Here is an 18,271-nt window from a genome sequence, read left to right as displayed (position 1 = left end):
TCGGCGGACGGGGAGCGCGGGCTCCGGCCGCGCGCCGGCCACGGCGAGGGGGCTCGCCGTCGGGGTGCCTGTCGATGCTCAGTCCCCGGCCCGTACGAGCCCGCTCTCGTAGGCGAAGATCACTGCGTGGACACGGTCGCGGAGGCCGAGTTTGGCCAGGATGCGGCCGAGGTGGGTTTTGCGGTCGTCTCTGCCACGAAGAGGCGGCCGGCGATCTCGCCGTTGGCCGGCCCACGGGCGACCAGGGCAGGGACTTCCTGCTCCCGGTCGGTGAGTGCGGACAGCAGGCCGCGCTGCGCGGGGACGGACGCGGGGGCTTGCAGGACGAAGCGTTCGACCAGGCGCCGGGTGAGCGACGGCGCCACCATGACCCCGCCCGCCCGCCACCTCACCACCGACCTCGCCTACCGTTTCGACCGGTTGGAGCGCTCGAAGTCGGTGTGGGCGAACCTGCCACCCGCTTTCGTGCACCGGGCCGTCCAGGGGCCCTGACCGCGCGGCCGGCTCTCCCCGTAGGGGCCGCGCGTCGGGATGCTCGCGGTGCGCCATCGACGTACAGGCCCCCGCGCCCTACCGCGCGGGTGCGGATCGGGGCGCCGTGTCGACGTCCGCGGGGGTGCGTAGCCGAGCCTGCTGCTCAGGGCAATCGGCGTGCCGGAGGCGGACGACCGCGTCGAGCCCGCCGCCGGGGGCCGCCTCCAGGGTGACCTCACCCCTTCCCGCCCGGGTGAGGTGCCGGACCAACGGCAGACCGAGGCCGGTGCCGTCGTGGTCGGCGTGTGGAGCACGCCAGAAGCGGTCGAAGGCCCTGTACCGTTCGGCCTCGGTCATGCCGGGGCCCTGGTCGATCACATGCAGCTCGGTCATGGGCGGGGTGTGGGTGCCTCGTGCGGGCGTGGTGATGACGGCCAGCGTGACCGAGGTTCCCGGTGCGGACACACGGAGCGCGTTGGAGAGCAGGTTGTCGATGATCTGTTCCAGTGCGCCGGGGACTGCCAACACCGGAGCGGACGCGCCTCCGGACACGATGATGTCGACCTGCTGTTCGGCGGCGAAGGCCGTCCAGATGTCCGCGCGGTCGGAGACGACGGCATTGAGATCGGCGGCCTCCGCCCGGATCTCCGTGTTCTCCAGCCGCGCGAGAGCGAGCAGCCCCTGCACCATGCGGCTGAGCCGCTCCAGTTCTCCGAGCGTCTTGTCGAGGCTGTCCTGGGCGCAGGGGGCGAGGTGCGGCTCGAAGTTCTCCAGGCGCAGGCGCAGCGCGGTCAGGGGTGTCTTCAGCTGGTGTGACACGTCGGAGGCGAACGCCTGCTGAGCCTGGAGCAGGTGCTGAAGCCGGGTCGCGGTCCGGGTGAATGACGCGGCGAGCCTGCGCAGCTCCGGTGGCCCGTGGTCGGTGGCCGGGGGATCGGTGATCCGCCCTTCGGCGAGTTGCGCGGTGGCGCGTTCCAGGGCCTGCACGGGACGGGTGATCGAGCGCGCGAGAACGAACCCGATCAGGGAGGCGGCGGCCAGGACTCCGAGACCGACGGCGGCAAGGACCAGCCAGGTGGTACGCACCCTGGCCTTGAGCGGGCCCAGCGCGTACGCCGTCCGCACCACACAGGCGACGGCCGGATCGGACCCGCCCGGCACGGTGACGAGGAGGAACTCACCGTCCGCGGGCGGGATCCCGCGCGTGCCGACGGTGGGGCGACCGTGCAGTGCCGTGGAGATGTCCGGCTCGGCGGACAGGTCCTTGCCGACCGCGGCGTGGGCAGCGGTGTCGGTGAGGACGATGCCCCGGTGGTCGGCGACGAGCACGGTACCGCCGGTCCGCCGCCCGTACGCGAGGGCGAGGTCGGGCAGGTCGGCTGTCAGCCCGTGCTCCATCTTGTCCTCGCAGACCTCGGCGAGCGTCATCGCTCCTTGCTCCGCCGTACGGGAGAACCGGGCCAGCTCGCTGCGGCCGTAGAAGACGCCGAAGGGCACTTCGAGGGCGAACAGGACGAGCAGTATCAGGCTCAGGTGGCTGAGCAGGAGGCGACGGGTCACCGGATCTCTCCGCCGCGCGTCTGCACCGCGACGGACAGGGTGTCGAGATGTGCCGGGAGCACGAGGCGGAAGCCGATTCCGCGGATGTTCTCGATCCAGGAGGCGTCGCCGAGTTTGCGGCGGAGCGCGGCGATGTGGACGTCCAGGGTCTTGGTGGGGCCGAAGAAGTTGGGTTCCCAGACCGCGTCGAGAATCTGCCGGCGGGAGCAGACGGCGCCCGGGTCCTCGGCGAGGCAGGTGAGCAGGTCGAACTCCTTGGGCGCGAGGGCGATGGACGTATGGTGCAGGCGTACCTGCCGGGTGCGACAGTCGATGGTCAGGGGGCCGATCCGCCGGATGTCGGGTGTCCCTGGGGGATCGAGGCGGTCCGAGGGCTTCGAAGATCCGCACTGGGGGTCCGGAACCGCCGGGCGGGCGCGGCGGGTGACGGCACGGATCCGGGCGACGAGCTCCCGTACGCCGAACGGCTTGGAGACGTAGTCGTCCGCACCCAGTTCGAGCCCGAGGACCCGGTCCACCTCGTCGTCCCTGGCCGTGATCATGATGATCGGTACGGACGAGCGGGATCTCAGCGTCCGGCACACGTCGATGCCGTCCATGTCCGGCAGCCCCAGGTCCAGCAGCACCATCGCCACCTCCGGTGCGGCAAGGCCCTCGGCCCCCGTTCTGGCGTGTTCCACGGTGAACCCGAAACGGCGCAGCCCCTCCGCCAACGGCCCGGCCACACGGTCGTCGTCCTCGATCAGCAAGACACGCATGACGAAAGGCTCACAGACACGGGCTGCGGCGCGTGGCGCAAACGCCGCAAGCTCCCCCGAGCCAGTGATCTTCCACGGCCGGTTCATTCGCCAGGGCGCGGTTTCTTGACGACATCAAGGGTCCGGCCAGCGTGGCGTAAGCCCAGAGTTAAGACGTCGGACGCCGGCACCCGGTCTCCCAGATGGCAGTCGGAATCTGATCCAAGGTCAGTGCGCCGCTCCCTGTGCCGTCCTCGGCTGGTTCGGCGGGAACCGCGCGAGGCGAAGCGCTGCCTCGGGGGTGTTCGCGACCTCCCGCTGTATTCGCTCTGGCAATTCCCTTGATCGTCTTCCCGTAGCGTCGGTCGGGCGGTCGGTGCCACCGGAGCACCACCGGACCACCCGCCACCGCGAGAACCAGGGACACCCCATGCCCATCGACGAACTGCTCCGTATCCGCCCTGACCTGGTGGAGCCCTTCGCGACCGCGCTCCCGGGAGCACGCGCCACCGTGCTGTCCCGCCTGTGGGGCGCCTTCGGACGGGAACCCCTGCCTGGTGTGACCAGGCGTCGCCGTGAGGCCGGATCCATGGTTATCGATCTGCAACGGGGCGGTTCGCTCTCGGCGGCCGAGGCGGGCGCGCGGCCGTTCGCCGACGTGCCGCGGGACTTCGCTGTGTCGGGGCCGGAGGGGCCGATCAGCGACCCGGCCCGGCTGCTGGGACAGCTGGGCCTGCGTACCCCCGCGGCGGAGCGGCTGGCGGCCGAACTCGACAACAGCGTCGCGAACCTGGCCCTCGCCAGAGCCGCGAACGCGGACCGGAAGGCCTCCCCGGCCGACTCGACGGATGCCGAGCAGGCGGTCGTCGACGGCCACCCGCAGCACCCCTGCTGCCGGACGCGCACCGGCATGTCCGTCGCCGAGGTGCTCGCCTACGCGCCCGAACACCACCCGGTCGTCCGCCTGGCGCTGGTTCGGGTCCCGGCCGACCGCTGGCACGGCGCCGGCGAGTGGCCGCGGGCGCTGCGGGACGGCGACACGTTCCTGCTGCCGGTGCACCCCTGGCAGCGTGACCACGTGCTCCGGCACCACCGCGACCTGGCCGTCGTGGAGGAGACCGTCGCGGCCCGCCCGCTGCTGTCGCTGCGTACCCTCGCACCGCTCGGCGCGCTGCCCGGCTGCCACGTCAAGACCGCGCTCGATGTCCAGGTCACCAACTACCGTCGCACCATCTCCGCGGCCGAGGTCGCCGACGGGCCACCGCTGTCCGAACTGGTCGCGGCCGTCCTCGACAAGGCCGGACACAGCGGCAGCCTGGGTGTCCTGCGGGAGCTGGGCGGTGGCTCGGTGCGCGTGGACGGCCGGCCCTCCGCGAGCCTGGCGGCCATGATCCGGGAGTCGACCGAGTGCCACCTCGACACCGGGGAGATCGCGGTACCGCTCACGGCCGTGCACGCGACCGGCGCCGCCGTGGTGTCGGGGGACCCGGTGCGCTGGCTGGCGGACCTCGCCGGCCTCGTTCTGCCGCCGACTCTGACGCTGCTGTCCATGGGGGTGGCGCTGGAGGCACACGGCCAGAACACCCTGGTCGTGCTGCGGAACGGGCGGCCGGTGCGGGTGCTGTACCGGGACCTGGACGGCGTTCGGGTCAGCCCGCGCCGCCTGGCCCGGTACGGTTTCACGCTCCCGCCGCTGCTCGGCACCCGCGCAGGCGACGACATCGACTCGCTGCGCACCAAGCTCTTCGGCGGCCTGGTCAGCGGGGTCTTCAGCGAGCTGGTCGATGTCCTCGGCCGGACCCGGGCGGCTGAGCCACGGGCGCTGTGGGGCACGGTCGCCGAGGCCGCACGCCGCGTTTTCGCCGCCCTGCCGGACCAGGAGGACGCGGCAGCGTTCTTCGGGGACGCGATGCCGCTGAAGGCGACCATCGCCATGCGCCTGTCCGAGAACCCGGGTGCCGCGCAATGGACGTCCGTTCCCAACCCCCTGGCGCACTGCCGCTGACCTCTGACACCGACCGCTGTCCCACTGGAGCGACCACATGACCACCGACACGGCCCCCCACACCGAGAGCGCCGCCACCGTCCCTTCCCCGACCGCGGAGCCGTCGCGGACGGCCGACCTCGTCACGACCCACACACTGCTCAACTGCCTGGTCCGTGAGGTGTCCGCCCCCGAGCATCAGGTGACGGTCGTCGACGATCACCTCCTGCTACGACTGCCCCGGCGGGGCCTTCTGCTGCGTGCCGCGCTGCGCCGTACCTCGTTGATCGGGGCGCATCGCTTCCAGGGCCCGGCGCAGCGGCTCGACGGCGATTCCTGGGTGAGCGTGGACTGGCGCGAGCTGGCCGGCTGCATCCAGGAGGAACTGGAACAGCGCACGGGCCTGGCCAACGAGGAGTTCCTGGACCAGGTGGCGGACAGCCGGGAGACGATCCGCGTCGTACTGGAGGAGCGGGCAGGCGCCCGGACGGCCGCGGACCCCTACGTGGCCTCGGAGCAGTCCCTGGTGTTCGGCCACCGTTTCCACCCCACGCCCAAGGCCCGTACCGGCGACCCGGCGGACTGGCTGGCGTACGGCCCGGAGACCGGCACCCGCTTCCGCCTGCGCTACCTGGCCGTACGCCGCCACCTCGTACGGCAGGAGGGCGAGCCGCACGCGCTCGACACGTTGCACCCGGTGGCCGACCCGGAGTTCGCCGTACTCCCCGTGCACCCCTGGCAGTACCGGCTGCTGAAGGACCACGACCTGCTGCGCGAGGCGGTCGCCGCGGGGGATGTCGTGGACACCGGCACGGGCGGCCCGGAGCTGGTGCCGACCGCCTCGGTGCGCACGCTGTACGCCCCGGAAACCGACGCGTTCCTGAAGTTCAGCCTCAACGTCCGCCTCACCAACTGCGTCCGCAGGCACGCTGGTTACGAACTGTCCGGGACCGTCGCCCTCAACCGGCTGCTCCAGCCTGTCTTCGCCCGGCTCACCGACCGCTTCCCGGGTTGCGCACTCCTGGCCGAGCCCGGCTACCGCACCCTCGACACGGCCGGCGACACCGCTCTCCTGGAGGGCTTCGGCGTCGTCGTCCGCTCCGGCCTGCGCCACCACCTGCGTCCCGGGGTCACACCCCTGCTCGCCGCCGCGGTGGCGGACGAGTACCCGACCGGCGCGGCCCATGTCTCCAACCTGCTCGCCCGCGGCGACGGCTCCATCCTGGCCTGGTGGGACGCGTACCTCGGGCTGCTGCTGCCGCCGGTCCTGGCCGCCTACTTCGAACACGGCGTCGTGCTCGAACCCCACCTGCAGAACGTCGTCGTCGGCGTCGAGGCCGACGGCACGCCCGCGCAGATGCTCTTCCGCGACCTGGAGGGCACCAAGCTCCTGCCCGGCCGACACGGGCAGGCCCTCGCCGAGCTCCCCGACGACGTACGCGGTCCCCTCACCTACGATCCCGAACACGGCTGGAACCGGGTCGCGTACTGCCTCCTGGTCAACCACACCGCCGACATGCTCAGCGCCCTGGCCGACCTCGACCCGGCGCTGGAACCCGCCCTGTGGGGCCTGGTCCGCGACCACCTCGCCGGCTACGCCCGCACCGCCGCCGAACCGCCGCGCCTGCGGGCCCTGCTGTCCGGCGTACCGCTGCCGGCCAAGGCCAACCTCCTGCTGCGCTGGTCCCGCAAGGCCGACCGGCACGCGACCTACGTGCCCCTGCCCAGCCCGCTCGGCGCGGACTTCCCCCGCGAGGTGGTCCGGTGAGGCCCGCGGCGTACGACCTCGTCGCCGCGCTGCCCGACGACGATCTGCCCGCCTACGTCTACGACCTGCCCGATCTGCGCGATCACGTGCGCATGATCGGGGCCGCGCTTCCCGACCGCGTCGAGCTGCTGTATGCGGCCAAGGCCAACTCCGACCCCCGGATCCTGCGCGCCCTCGCCGAACACGTCCACGGCTTCGAGGTGGCCTCCGGCGGCGAACTGGACCACGTCCGCGCAACCGTCCCGGGCGCACGGATCGCCTTCGGCGGCCCCGGCAAGACGCAGCAGGAGCTCAGCCGCGCACTGGACGCGGGAGCCGAGCGCCTGCACGTCGAGAGCGAACACGAACTCCGCCTGCTCGCCACCCTGCTGGGCGACCAGACCGTGGACGTACTGTTCCGCGTCAACCTGCCCGTCGACGTGGGCCGAGTCGCCCTGACCATGGGCGGCGGACCGTTCGGCATGGATCCCGTACAACTGGACCGCTGCCTGGAGGTGCTGGAGTCGGTCCCGGGCGTCCGACTGCGGGGCCTCCACTTCCACCTTGCCAGCGGCCTCCAGGCCGAACCCCATCTCCTGCTCGTCGACAACGTCCTCGCCTGGGCCGAGAGCTGGGCCCGCGCTCGCGGAGTGGACCTGCAGGAAGTCAACGTGGGCGGCGGCATGGGCGTCGACTACACGCATCCGCCCAGGGTGTACGACTGGCCCGCTCTCGGCGCCGGACTGCGCCGCATCCTCGGCCGCCACCCCCACCTCACCCTGCGGATCGAGCCCGGCCGCTCGGTCACGGCGTACTGCGGCTGGTACGTCACCCAGGTCCTGGACATCAAGTTCAGCCGGGGGCACGCGTTCGCCGTACTGCGCGGCGGCACCCACCACCTGCGCACCCCGGCCGCGAAACGGCACGACCAGCCCTTCGAGGTGATCCCCGAGGCCACCTGGCCGCGGCCCTGGAACCGTCCGGAGGTCCGGGACGAGCCGGTGACGCTGGTCGGGCAGCTGTGCACGCCCAAGGACGTACTGGCGAGCCGGATCATGATCGAACGGCTGCGCGTCGGCGACCGCGTCGCGTTCGCCATGGCCGGCGCCTACGCATGGAACATCTCCCATCACGCGTTCCTCATGCACCCCCATCCGACCTTCCACCACCTCGACGACACCGGCGCGCCTGTCGCAGGCGACACGTATGCCCGTCACATGTCATGAGTGCCGTCTTCCGCCTGCCGGCGACGCATGCACTCGCCGTCCCGAATTTCCGGCGCTACCTGCTCGGACAGCTCGTCTCAAACGTCGGCACGTGGATGCAGCGCGCCGCCCAGGACCTGCTCGTCCTCCACACCACCGGCGACAGCGGCAGCGCGGTCGGCATCGTGACCGCGCTGCAGTTCCTGCCACAGACCCTGCTCGGCCTGACGGGAGGTGTGCTCGCCGACCGGTACCCCAAGCGACGGACGCTGCTCCTGACCCAGACGGCGATGGCGGCCCAGTCACTCCTGCTGGGACTGCTCACGGTCACCGGAGCGGTGAACCTGCCGTCCCTCTACGCGCTGGCCTTCGCCCTCGGCACCGCCACCGCCGTGGACGGTCCCGCACGCAACGCCTACATCTGCGAACTCGTCTCACACGAGCAGACGGCCGGCGCGGTCGGCCTGAACGCCGCCCAGTTCAACATGGCCCGCGCCATCGGCCCGGCCCTTGCCGGCCTGGCCGTCGCAACCTTCGGCACCGGCCCGGTGTTCCTCCTGAACACCGCCTCGTACCTGGCCGTCCTCTACGGCCTGATCGGCATCCGTACCGACACGCCGGACGTCCCCGTCCGCGCGCGACCGGGCCGCACCCGAGGGCGCGAGGCACTCCGCCACATCTCCGCCACCCCGGAACTGCTCCTGCCGATCCGCCTCATCGCATTCGTCGGCACCTTCGGCCTCAACTTCCAGGTCACCGTCTCACTGGTCTCCATCACCGTGTTCCACACGGGCGCCGCCGCCTTCGGATACCTCTCCGCCGCCTACGCTCTGGGCAGCCTCTTCGGCGCGATCCACTGTGCCAACCACGGCAAGCCCCCCACCGTGCGCCGGCTGACCTTTGCCACGATGGGCTTCGGCGCACTGGAGGTCGCGCAGGGCCTCATGCCGGGCTATGGCTCGTTCCTCGTCCTGCTGTTCGTCACCGGATGTGCCGCGGTGACCGTGACCACCACCGCCAACGCGCTGATCCAGGTCCATGCCGACCCGCCGCTGCGGGGCCGTGTCCTGTCCGTCTACTTCCTCGTGCTCCTCGGCGGCACCCCCGTCGGCGCACCGCTGGTCGGTGTGGTGTCCGATGCTCTCGGAGCCCGCTTCACCCTGGTCATGGGCGGCGTCGTCTCGCTCGTCGCCGCGTTCGCGCTCTCCGTCGGGTACGCGAGCCGAACCCGACGCAGAGCGCGGGGCGCAGGGCCACGGGCAGCCGCCGAGACCGGAGTCGCGGCTTCCGAAGGCGGCCCGCTGCCGCCTCCTGTCAGGGGGCGGCCGCATACGTAGTGCGGACACGCCTTACTCTTACAACATGTAGGAGATGTCGGGGCGGGGCCCTGACCTGAGGAGTGGCGAGAATGAGCGAACACCGGCGCCGATCGTCGGGGCAGACCACACCGTCCGGCCCCGACGGCCCGCACCACGGTGGCCGGGCCGCCGCGCGCAAGGCTGCGCAGTCCCGCAACGGGCGCGCCCGCCGTGCGGAGCGCACGCGACGCACGGACGCCGGACGTTCCGGCCGGCGCCGCCTGGTCGACTACCCGCGGACGGGCAGACGCGGCCTCCGCCGGTGGCTGCCGTCGTGGAAGCTGGTGTCCGGCACCTTCCTGCTGTTCGTCGGCGGACTGCTCGGGCTGGTCGGCTACGCCTACGCCACGACGACCATTCCCAGCGCGAACCCCAGCACGCAGGCGCAGAGCAACACCTATTACTGGTCGGACGGCTCGGTGATGACCACCCAGGGGGCGACCAACCGGCAGAACGTCGATCTCGCCCAGGTGCCGAAGCTGGTGCAGTGGGACTTCCTCGCCGCGGAGAACGCCACCTTCTACTCCGACCGGGGCGTCGACACACAGGGCATGCTCCGCGCCGTCTACCACATGGCCATGGGAGGTGAGGTGCAGTCGGGGTCCACCATCACCCAGCAGTTCGTGAAGAACACCTACCTCAGCCAGGACCAGTCGGTCACCCGCAAGCTGAGGGAGATCATGATCTCCCTGAAGATCGGCGACCAGCTGTCCAAGCAGCAGATACTGCAGGGCTATCTCAACACCTGCTACTACGGCCGGGACGCCTACGGCATCGAGGCCGCCGCCCGTACCTACTACCACGTGCACGCCTTCCAGCTGAACGTCAGTCAGGGGGCCTTCATCGCCGCCACGGTCAACGAGCCGAGCCTGCTGATGCACGCCGACTCCGACCCGCGGGCCAAGGCCCAGGCCAAGGCGCGCTGGACGTACGTGCTGGACCGGATGGCCAAGATCCACGAGATCACCGACGCCCAGGAACAGCAGTTCCTCGCGGCGGGGTTCCCCACGCCCAAGCCGTACACACCGTCGGCGGGCATGGCCGGGCAGACCGGATACCTGGTGCAGGCCGCGGAGAAGTACGTCGAGGCCCACACGTCCCTCACGGACCAGCAGCTGGGTCACGGCGGCTACCAGATCTACACCACCTTCGACAAGAAGAAGGTCGGTGCCCTGTCGGCGTCCGTCACGGCGATGGAGCGGAAGCATCTCGATCCGCGACACCGCGCGGCCGACCAGGACGTCCAGGTCGGCGCGGCGTCGATCGATCCGTCCACCGGCGCGATCGTGGCGCTGTACGGCGGGGCCGGCTGGAACAAGGGGCACTGGACGGACAACGCGGACGCGACCGGTGTGCCGGTCGGGTCCACCTTCAAACCCGTCGACCTGGCCGCCGCCCTCGACCACGGCGCCGTCCTCGCTCCGGGGCAGCCGGCCTCACCGATCACTCCGGCCTCGAAGTTCGACGGAGACGACGGCATCACCATCAAGAACCAGCAGGGCCAGGAGCTCCCGGACGCGAACGACCCCACGGGGCTCCTGCACCAGCGCAACGACGTGTCCACGAAGTGGGGTTACATCACCCTGCGCAAGGCGATGGAGCAGTCGGTCAACACCCCCTACGTGCAGCTCGGCGAGTACGTCGGCTACGACAACGTGGAGAGCGAGGCCCTGAAGGCGGGCCTCCTGCACACGAGCCTGCAGTACGACACCCCGGGCTTCTACATCGGTACCTCCACGCCGTCGGCGATCCGGATGGCGGACGTGTACGCCACCTTCGACGACGGCGGGGTCCAGCACGAGCCGTACTCGGTGACCAAGGTCGTCGCCGACGGCCGGCAGCTCACCGGCTTCGGCAAGCCCAAGGGCGCCACGGCCATGCCCGCCTCGACCGCCGACACCGTCACCGACGTCCTGCGAGACGTCGTCAAGAACGGCACCGGTACCAACGCCCAGGCCCTGGGCCGCCCGGTGGCCGGCAAGACGGGTACGACCGACGACTACAAGTCCGCCTGGTTCATCGGCTACACCCCGCAACTGACCACGGCCGTGAGCATGTTCAAGGAGAACCCGAAGAACGCCGGCCTCCGGTCGATGCAGGGGGTGGGCGGCTACGCCAAGGTCTTCGGCGCCGACATGCCCACCGAGGTGTGGACCGGCTACATGACCGCCGCCCTTCAGGGGCAACCCGTCCAGCAGTTCCCGCCCGCACCCCCGCTCGGTCGGTCCACGGACGAATACGGTGCCCCTTCGCCCACGCCCTCCGCCACCGCGGCTCCGAGCACCCCGACGGCCACCCCGACCGCACCGGCCACCCCGACCCGCACCACCGCACCGTGCCGCGGGCGCAGAAAGCACTGTGTCAGCCCGGGGCCGACCGACACCGCGGGAACCACTGGCGGTACCGGCGGCGGCCTCCTCGGCGGCACGACCGGCGGCAACACCTCGCCCACACCCACGACGACGAGCGGCACACCGACGCCGACAGGCGTCCGCGGCCGCCCCTGAGACGTCGCACCGTGCGGGGCTGCACCTGTGCCGCCACGGCGCAGGTCCCGCACGCTGCGGCGAACGGGCCCTCCGCCCCGCACCTACAAGATGTAGTAGATTGGCCGTGTGGTCACTCTGGCGTCGTCGCCATGTCATCCACACGTCACGTCGCAAGCGCGAGGTGACCGGTGACAGAGCCCGAGCCCCATTGCCGCTCGCTCATCCGGTGAGCATCCGGCGCACTCGCACGGACGGAAGGACCTGTCCCTATGGCCGCGGCCGCCACCGCGCAACTGGCCCTCGACGGATCCGGCATCGACGGCTCGTCGTTCATCTCGGTCACGGATTTCGCCCGTGACACCAAGTGGCTCAACACGCCCATGGAGGTGTGGACCAACCTCGGTCTCGGGGTCTTCGCCATCCTCATGATCGCGGGCTGGTGGACCGCACGGCGCCGTGGCCCGCAGGCGATGACCGTCGCGCTGGCAGCGCCGGTCGCCGTCCTGACGGCGTTCGCCGCCGCCGAGGTCGTCAAGAAGCTCGTCGCGGAGGTGCGGCCCTGCCGGTCCGTGCCCCACGCCTACTTCGTCGACACCTGCCCGGCGCCTTCGGACTACGCCTTCCCCAGCGGGCACGCCGCCGTCGCCGCCGCGACCGTGGCGGCGCTCTTTCTGCTCGACCGCCGGCTGAGCGCCGTCGCCGCCGTGTTCGCCGTCCTTGAGGGCTTCAGCCGGGTCTATGTCGGCGCCCACTACCCCCATGACGTCCTCGGCTCCGCTGCGGTCGCCCTCCCGGTCGCCTACCTCGTCAGTTCGGCCCTGCGCCGCTGGGCCACCCCGCTGGTCGGCTCCCTGAGCCACGGGCCGCTGCGCCCGTGGCTGACGACCGGGCCCATCGCCACCACGGCACCGGACCGCCAAGCCGTGGCTGCCGGAGATCCACATTGACCGCCAGTCCGCTGCTGGCCGGCGGCGAGCCGGCTGTGTGCCGGCCAGGCCTGGAAGGGCGGGAGCGGCGCGCGTATGCCGGCCCGCCCCGACGGATCCGGAGCCGGCCCCAGGCGTAGCCCTGCCGCTTGCGACCGTCGCCAGGGCCGCCGGGCGCGGGGCGGCCGGTGCGCCACAGGTGGTGCGAGCGCGGCTGTGACGAGGAACGGGATCCGGACGCTGATCAGCGCCGGTTCACTGCTTCCCGGGCGAATGCCGGCTCTCGGGGGGTACGTCGTCGTTCCCGGACAGCAGCTGCTGCAGCAGGTGCTCGTCCTGTTCGGACAGCTCCGAGACGAAGCGGGCCAGCACCGCCTGACGGTCGGTGCCACCCGTCAGCAGGGAGTGCATGCGCTGGGCGGTGTGCGACGCCTCGTCGCGGGCCGGCTCGTAGGCATAGCCACGGCCCTCGCGGTGCCGTATCAGCATGCCCTTGTCGTGCAGCCGGGAGAGGATGGTGAGGACCGTCGTGTAGGCGAGGTCGCCCGGCAGCTGTTCGCGGACCTCCCGCGCGGTCTGCGGACCGTCTGCCGCCCAGAGCGCGGCGAGCACATCGCCCTCGAGTTGGCCGCGAGCCCGCCTCCCGGATGCCTCGTGGGCTTCCTCGTCTCCTTGGCCCGTCACCTCGCCGTCCGCCTTCCCTCGCCGTCGGTGCGTACAGGCTACCCGCCCGTGTCCTACCCGTTGCAGGACGTGTCCTTGCGCCCAGGGGGCGGGTGCTGACGTACGCCGTCCAGCAGGCGGGCGCGGTGAGATCGCCCACGGCGGAGCCGATCGACTACTACATCACGTAGACGAAGGCCGTACGGTGGGGGGCACCGCGGGAACCGGGGCAGGGCTCCGGGAGGCGTCTACAAGACTGTGGTCGGCCAGTTGCCTGCCTGAACTCATCCATCCGAAAGGACCCTGCCCCATGACGGCGACGATTCCGGTGGCGTCCCGGTCGGCTGCGAACGCGCTCGACGCCCACTCCCTGCCGGCCGCCTTCGGTGTGCCGGGCGGACCGGCGGTCCTGTCTCGGCGAACATCACGACCGGCGTGCTTCGCCCCTTCGTGCAGTCGCGGGGAGTGGCTGCGAGCCGACAGCGCTCCGCCGGCCTTCCGTCCGGGCGCGCCGGCGGTGCCGGTACGGAGATTCGCCCAGTGGCGGGTCGTCGGCGGGCGGCACGGGCCGGTCCCGGGCACCGCCGGCACGCCGGGCAGGGAGAACAGCGAACCGTTGGCGGAGTGCATGGGGTCGGTCTGTGGCTTTTGTCGTGGTGTGTGAGGATGATGTGGCGGTCCGTGACGTGCTCAAGCGTGCACTGGAGCATGACGGCCATACGGTCGCGGTCGCTTCCACCGCGGACGGCCTGCTGCGGCAGCTGGAGCCGGTCCCTCAGCTGGTCGTCCTGGATCTGGGACTCCCGGACGCCGACGGCCGCGATGTCTGCGTGGCGTTGCGGGCCCGTGGCGTCGATGCCCCGGTGCTGATGCTCACGGCTCTGGACGGCATGCACCACAAGGTGGGCGGCTTCGAGGCGGGAGCCGACGACTACATGACGAAACCGTTCGACATCCCGGAGTTGCTGGTCAGGGTCCGCGCCCTGCTGCGCAGAACCATCACGGCGACCCCACCGAGGGGCGTCGTTCTCGATCCGGCGAAACATGTCGTGATCCACGGTTCGACGAGCGAGAGTCTGACGCCGACCGAGTTCCGGCTGCTGGGCAGGCTCATCTCCTCACAGGGCGACGCGGTACGCCGCCATGCCCTGGTCGCCGCGGGCTGGCCGCACGGCGCGCAGGTCAGCGACAACACCCTTGACTCCTATGTCCGCCGGCTGCGGACCAAGCTCGGTGCGCTGGGCGTGGCCGATCGCCTGGCGACGGTCCGCGGGGTGGGCTACCGATGGGAGTGACAGGCTTCCGCGGGAGGGTCGTCGCCCTCGCGGTTCTGATCGCGACAGCGGTGGTCGCCGTGCTGGTGGTGGTCTCGCACGTGTTGCTGAGCCAGGTGACCGACGCCGATGCGAACGCTCTGGCGCGTACGCGTGCGGAGGCGGAGGCGGCGAACGTAGCCGTACGCGATGGCCACGTCGTGCTGATCGAGGGCGGCAACGAAGCGCTGGACACGGTCTCGTGGGTGTACGCCGACGGGCATCTCATCGACGGGATCGTGCCGGGCAGCGTCCTCGAACGTGTCGACGCCCTCGTCGGCTCCGGGCGGTCCCGGACCACCACGGTCGGCAGTCACCTTCTGTATGCTCAGCCGGTCAGGCTGGAAGGCCACCACGTCATGGTGGTCGTGAGGGTGGACCTGACGCCGTACGAGACGTCGGAGCAGCACAGCCTGACGATGTCGCTGATCCTGGGCGGCATCTCGATCGTGCTCGCGGGCGTCGTCGCGCACCTCGTGGTGGGTCGTGCGTTGCGGGTGGTGCACGACATGGCGGCTCTCGCCGACGAGTGGGGCGATCACGAACCCGGCCGCCGGTTCGGCCTCGGCGTTCCCCACGACGAGTTCGGGGAGCTCGGGCGCACCCTCGATCGCCTGCTCGACCGCGTGGACAACGCGCTCGCGGACGAGCGCCGGCTCACCGACGAGATCGCCCACGAGCTGAGGACGCCCCTGACGGCCCTGCGGGGCGAGGCACAGCTGGCGCAGCTCTCCGGTCAGCAGGTGGCACCGGAGACCGTTCTGACCGAGGTCGACCGCCTGAACACGGCGATCACCACGATTCTCGGCGCCGCCCGGACCCGGATCGACGGCGGTACCCGCTGCGATCTCAGGGCGGCGGCCCGACAGGCGATCGCCGGACGCGCCGTCGAACTCGCGATCCCGGCCGACGTCGATGTCGCCGTGGCGACCGAACTCGTCGTGGCTGTGTTGTCCCCCCTGCTGGACAACGGCCTGCGGCATGCGAGTTCGCGCGTCTGGGTCACGGCGCGCGTCCAGTCCCAGGGGGTCGTGATCGATGTCCTCGACGACGGTCCCGGGTTCGACCCGGCGGAGGTCGACCGGGTCTTCGAAGCGGGCGTGACCAGCGGCGACGGGCACGGGTTGGGGCTGGCGGTGGTAAAACGTCTCGCGGTGTCCGCAGGAGTGGCGGTCCGGGCGATCGCGGATGGTCACGGGCGCGTCGAGGTGACCTTCCCCACGGCAGGGACGATCGCGTAGTCAGGTTGTGTGCAGGTCGGCCGAGCCAGTCTCGGCGCATGACAACGACGAGCGAAGCCCGCACGCGCCGCAGTGGGCGGCTGATGCTGAACAAGGTTCCCGAGGTCACCGTCTGGTTCTGGGTGATCAAGATCCTCTGCACGACCGTCGGCGAGAGCTTCGCCGACTGGATCAACATGAAGCTGGGCGTCGGCCTGGTGAACACGGCCTGGATCTTCACCGCGGTGTTCGTCGTGGTCCTGGGCGTCCAGCTGCGGCTGAAGCGGTACGTCCCGTTCCCGTACTGGCTGACCGTGGTCGTCGTCAGCGTCACGGGCACGCTCTACACCGACATCCTCACCGACCAGCTCAACGTGCCGCTGTGGATCAGCACCACGGTCTTCTCGGTCCTGCTCGCCGTGGTCTTCGGCACGTGGTGGCTGCGCGAGCGCACCCTCTCGATCCACTCGGTCAACACGCTGCCGCGTGAGTCGTTCTACTGGCTCACCGTTCTCGTCACCTTCGCGCTCGGCACCGCGACCGGCGACTGGACCCTCGAACTCACCGGCTGGAGCCCGGGAGTCTCGGTCCTGCTGCCGCTCGGCCTCATCGCCTCGATCGCACTCCTGCGGAAGTACGGCGCGAACCCGGTGCTGTCCTTCTGGCTCGCCTACATCCTGACCCGCCCGCTGGGCGCCAACATCGGGGACTGGCTCGCCTCCCCGAAGGTCGCTCAGCCGGGCGAGCCGACCGGCCTCGCGCTGGGCACCTTCACCACCAGTCTGATCTTCCTCGGCCTCATCCTGGCGACCGTCATCTACCTGACGGTGACGCGTTCCGACGTGACCGAGACCTACGACGCCACGCACACCCCGCAGACCACCGGGAACCCGCGCAGGGAGCGCACCGCGCTGGCGGGCTTCGGCCTCCTCGCCGTCGCCACCGTGGTCCTGCTGGTGTGGGCGCACAGCCGGCCGCACGTCGGACCGGCGCCGGAAGAAGACGCCACCTCCACCGTTCACCTGGCCCCCGGCCAGGCCGTGCAGAAGTTCCCGTCCACGAAGGTCGACGCGCTGAGGGCACTGGCCTCGACCTCACTCAGGGACGCACAGTCCGGGAACGCTACCGGGGCCCACACGGCTGCCCAGTCGCTGCGCGATCTCTGGGATGCCGACCAGGCTTCGTTGCAGCCGCTGGACAACACCGGATGGACGTTCCTCGACGCCCAGATGGACCAGGTCCTGAAGACCTTCGGCATCGACCACGCGAACCCGCCGATGTCGCCGGCCCACCAGGAAGGCGAACTCCGCACCCTCCTCACGGACCTGCGCTGACGGACCTGATCGGCGGCGACTCCGCCGGAGTCGCCGCCGATCACGCCCGGTTGGAGATGCGGCACGGCAGTCAGGGCAGGTGCCCGAGGTCACCGTCTGCTTCTGGATCACCAAGGTGCTGTGCACGACGGTCGGGGACACCGCCGCCGACCTGTTCGACGAGAACGCCGGACTCGGCCCGACCGGAGCGACGGTGACCCGGAAGGACGTCACGCAGCCGCGGCAAGCCGCGCGCCACGCCGCCTGAACAGGGACGGGGCCGGCGTTCAGGAGGTGTTGAGGTTGTCGCTGCCAAGGTCGTTGATCGCGATCGCCCCACCGCGGTCGCCCACGTGGCAAGGTGCTCGCCCCTCACAGCCGGGCGAGCACCTCGGCCTGCGACCACACAAGGAGCCCCCCACCTTGCAGCAGCCGAACGATCTCACCGATCTCGACGTCGCGAGCACGACGACATCGGTGATGAAGAAACTGCCCGAGGTCACCCTCGCCTTCTGGATCATGAAGATCGCGGCGACAACCCTGGGCGAGACGGCCGGCGACCTCTTCTCCCAGACCCTGAAGCTGGGTTACTTCCTCACCACGATCGCGCTTTTCCTGATCTTCGTGGTGACCCTCGTCGTCCAGCTCGGGTCCCGCCGCTACAACCCGTTCTGCTACTGGACGGTCATCCTGTCCACCAGCATGGCCGGCACCACGATGTCCGACTTCATGAACCGCGACGCCAGCACCAGGTACCTGTCCGGCGGCGCCACGTCTCTCGGCTGGGGGCCGCAGGGCCTCGGCCTCGGCTACCCGGCCGGCGCGGCGATCCTCATCTCGATCCTGCTGGTCGTCTTCGCCGTCTGGCGGCTGAGCGGAATGACGTTCCGGATCCGCGACATCGTCACGTTCCGCGGTGAGGCTCTGTTCTGGTCGGCGATCCTCGTCTCCAACACCCTGGGCACCTCCATGGGTGACTTCCTGTCCGACAGCTCCGGGCTCGGTTACGCGGGCGGCGCGCTGCTGGTGACCGGGCTGCTCGCCGTACTGGTCGCCCTGATGAAGGTGCCCGTGGTCCCGAACGTCCTGCTGTTCTGGATCGCGTTCGTCCTCACCCGCCCGCTCGGCGCCACCGCGGGCGACTTCCTGACCAAGCCGGTCGCCAAGGGCGGTCTCGATCTCGGTACCCCCGGCTCTTCCGCGGTCCTGCTGGCCGTCCTGCTCGGCCTCATGGCCTACGCGCACGTCCAGGAAGGCAGGAGGCGTGGCGAGCGGGCGTAGC

14 protein-coding genes and 2 pseudogenes are annotated in these 18,271 nt (G+C 70.9%); 12 read left to right on the top strand and 4 right to left on the bottom strand.

The window, feature by feature from the left end:
• Positions 1–78: 78 nt before the first annotated feature.
• A pseudogene (locus AB0472_RS10440) lies at positions 79–380 on the bottom strand (LuxR C-terminal-related transcriptional regulator); the annotation flags it as partial.
• On the opposite strand from AB0472_RS10440, the gene AB0472_RS10435 reads away from it, so the two are divergent.
• Entirely contained in the window at positions 367–492 is a 126-nt protein-coding gene (locus AB0472_RS10435; protein WP_366355203.1) for a hypothetical protein, read from the top strand. The pseudogene AB0472_RS10440 and the gene AB0472_RS10435 sit on opposite strands and share 14 nt — an antisense overlap.
• 78 nt (positions 493–570) lie before the next feature.
• Here the strand turns inward: AB0472_RS10435 and AB0472_RS10430 are convergent, their stop codons facing one another.
• Both AB0472_RS10430 and AB0472_RS10425 read right to left on the bottom strand, forming a co-directional pair.
• Positions 571–2,034 (bottom strand): HAMP domain-containing sensor histidine kinase, encoded by a 1,464-nt coding sequence (locus AB0472_RS10430; RefSeq protein WP_366355151.1) that lies wholly within the window; start codon positions 2,032–2,034, stop codon positions 571–573.
• On the bottom strand, positions 2,031–2,792 hold the full coding sequence (locus AB0472_RS10425) for a response regulator transcription factor (RefSeq protein ID WP_366355149.1): 762 nt from the start codon (positions 2,790–2,792) through the stop codon (positions 2,031–2,033). The genes AB0472_RS10430 and AB0472_RS10425 overlap by 4 nt, the downstream gene beginning before the upstream one ends.
• A 409-nt stretch (positions 2,793–3,201) precedes the next feature.
• On the opposite strand from AB0472_RS10425, the gene AB0472_RS10420 reads away from it, so the two are divergent.
• The 6 genes from AB0472_RS10420 (at position 3,202) to AB0472_RS10395 (ending at position 12,501) form a co-directional block, all read left to right on the top strand.
• Positions 3,202–4,776, top strand: a complete 1,575-nt coding sequence (locus AB0472_RS10420) for an IucA/IucC family protein (protein ID WP_366355147.1) — start codon at positions 3,202–3,204, stop codon at positions 4,774–4,776.
• A gap of 37 nt (positions 4,777–4,813) precedes the next feature.
• Positions 4,814–6,523, top strand: a complete 1,710-nt coding sequence (locus AB0472_RS10415) for an IucA/IucC family protein (RefSeq protein ID WP_366355145.1) — start codon at positions 4,814–4,816, stop codon at positions 6,521–6,523.
• On the top strand, positions 6,520–7,728 hold the full coding sequence (locus AB0472_RS10410) for a type III PLP-dependent enzyme (RefSeq protein WP_366355143.1): 1,209 nt from the start codon (positions 6,520–6,522) through the stop codon (positions 7,726–7,728). The genes AB0472_RS10415 and AB0472_RS10410 overlap by 4 nt, the downstream gene beginning before the upstream one ends.
• Positions 7,725–9,044, top strand: a complete 1,320-nt coding sequence (locus AB0472_RS10405) for an MFS transporter (RefSeq protein WP_366355141.1) — start codon at positions 7,725–7,727, stop codon at positions 9,042–9,044. The genes AB0472_RS10410 and AB0472_RS10405 overlap by 4 nt, the downstream gene beginning before the upstream one ends.
• Positions 9,045–9,115: 71 nt before the next feature.
• The gene (locus AB0472_RS10400) at positions 9,116–11,572 is read left to right on the top strand and encodes a transglycosylase domain-containing protein (RefSeq protein WP_366355139.1); all 2,457 of its coding nucleotides are present in this window, start codon (positions 9,116–9,118) and stop codon (positions 11,570–11,572) included.
• Positions 11,573–11,823: 251 nt separating this feature from the next.
• On the top strand, positions 11,824–12,501 hold the full coding sequence (locus AB0472_RS10395) for a phosphatase PAP2 family protein (protein ID WP_366355137.1): 678 nt from the start codon (positions 11,824–11,826) through the stop codon (positions 12,499–12,501).
• Between the two features lie 234 nt (positions 12,502–12,735).
• Here AB0472_RS10395 and AB0472_RS10390 read toward each other — a convergent pair whose 3' ends face one another.
• Positions 12,736–13,164 carry a BlaI/MecI/CopY family transcriptional regulator gene (locus AB0472_RS10390; RefSeq protein WP_366355135.1) on the bottom strand — a complete coding sequence of 143 codons (429 nt, stop codon included), beginning with the start codon at positions 13,162–13,164 and terminating at the stop codon, positions 12,736–12,738.
• A 620-nt stretch (positions 13,165–13,784) separates the two neighbouring features.
• On the opposite strand from AB0472_RS10390, the gene AB0472_RS10385 reads away from it, so the two are divergent.
• The 5 genes and pseudogenes from AB0472_RS10385 to AB0472_RS10365 all read left to right on the top strand — a co-directional run bounded on the left by AB0472_RS10385 (position 13,785) and on the right by AB0472_RS10365 (position 18,270).
• Positions 13,785–14,438, top strand: coding sequence for a response regulator transcription factor (locus AB0472_RS10385; RefSeq protein WP_366355134.1), 654 nt, complete (start codon positions 13,785–13,787; stop codon positions 14,436–14,438).
• Entirely contained in the window at positions 14,429–15,697 is a 1,269-nt protein-coding gene (locus AB0472_RS10380; protein ID WP_366355132.1) for a HAMP domain-containing sensor histidine kinase, read from the top strand. The genes AB0472_RS10385 and AB0472_RS10380 overlap by 10 nt, the downstream gene beginning before the upstream one ends.
• Positions 15,698–15,735: 38 nt before the next feature.
• Entirely contained in the window at positions 15,736–17,010 is a 1,275-nt protein-coding gene (locus AB0472_RS10375; protein ID WP_366355130.1) for a hypothetical protein, read from the top strand.
• Positions 17,011–17,089: 79 nt separating this feature from the next.
• A pseudogene (locus AB0472_RS10370) lies at positions 17,090–17,206 on the top strand (hypothetical protein); the annotation flags it as partial.
• 206 nt (positions 17,207–17,412) lie between these two features.
• Positions 17,413–18,270: a hypothetical protein gene (locus AB0472_RS10365; protein ID WP_366355128.1), complete on the top strand. Its 858-nt coding sequence runs from the start codon at positions 17,413–17,415 to the stop codon at positions 18,268–18,270.
• Position 18,271: the final 1 nt, after the last annotated feature.

The sequence above is a fragment of the Streptomyces sp. NPDC086777 genome (assembly GCF_040702065.1).
Classification (GTDB): domain Bacteria; phylum Actinomycetota; class Actinomycetes; order Streptomycetales; family Streptomycetaceae; genus Streptomyces.
Note: the sequence above shows the minus strand (reverse complement) of the source record. Positions and strands in the feature narration are given on the sequence as shown.

Coding starts and splice junctions, on each gene's coding strand:
- AB0472_RS10435 (WP_366355203.1), top strand. CDS start 367: ATGACCCCGCCCGCCCGCCACCTCACCACCGACCTCGCCTACCGTTTC.
- AB0472_RS10425 (WP_366355149.1), bottom strand. CDS start 2,792: ATGCGTGTCTTGCTGATCGAGGACGACGACCGTGTGGCCGGGCCGTTG.
- AB0472_RS10420 (WP_366355147.1), top strand. CDS start 3,202: ATGCCCATCGACGAACTGCTCCGTATCCGCCCTGACCTGGTGGAGCCC.
- AB0472_RS10415 (WP_366355145.1), top strand. CDS start 4,814: ATGACCACCGACACGGCCCCCCACACCGAGAGCGCCGCCACCGTCCCT.
- AB0472_RS10405 (WP_366355141.1), top strand. CDS start 7,725: ATGAGTGCCGTCTTCCGCCTGCCGGCGACGCATGCACTCGCCGTCCCG.
- AB0472_RS10400 (WP_366355139.1), top strand. CDS start 9,116: ATGAGCGAACACCGGCGCCGATCGTCGGGGCAGACCACACCGTCCGGC.
- AB0472_RS10395 (WP_366355137.1), top strand. CDS start 11,824: ATGGCCGCGGCCGCCACCGCGCAACTGGCCCTCGACGGATCCGGCATC.
- AB0472_RS10380 (WP_366355132.1), top strand. CDS start 14,429: ATGGGAGTGACAGGCTTCCGCGGGAGGGTCGTCGCCCTCGCGGTTCTG.
- AB0472_RS10375 (WP_366355130.1), top strand. CDS start 15,736: ATGACAACGACGAGCGAAGCCCGCACGCGCCGCAGTGGGCGGCTGATG.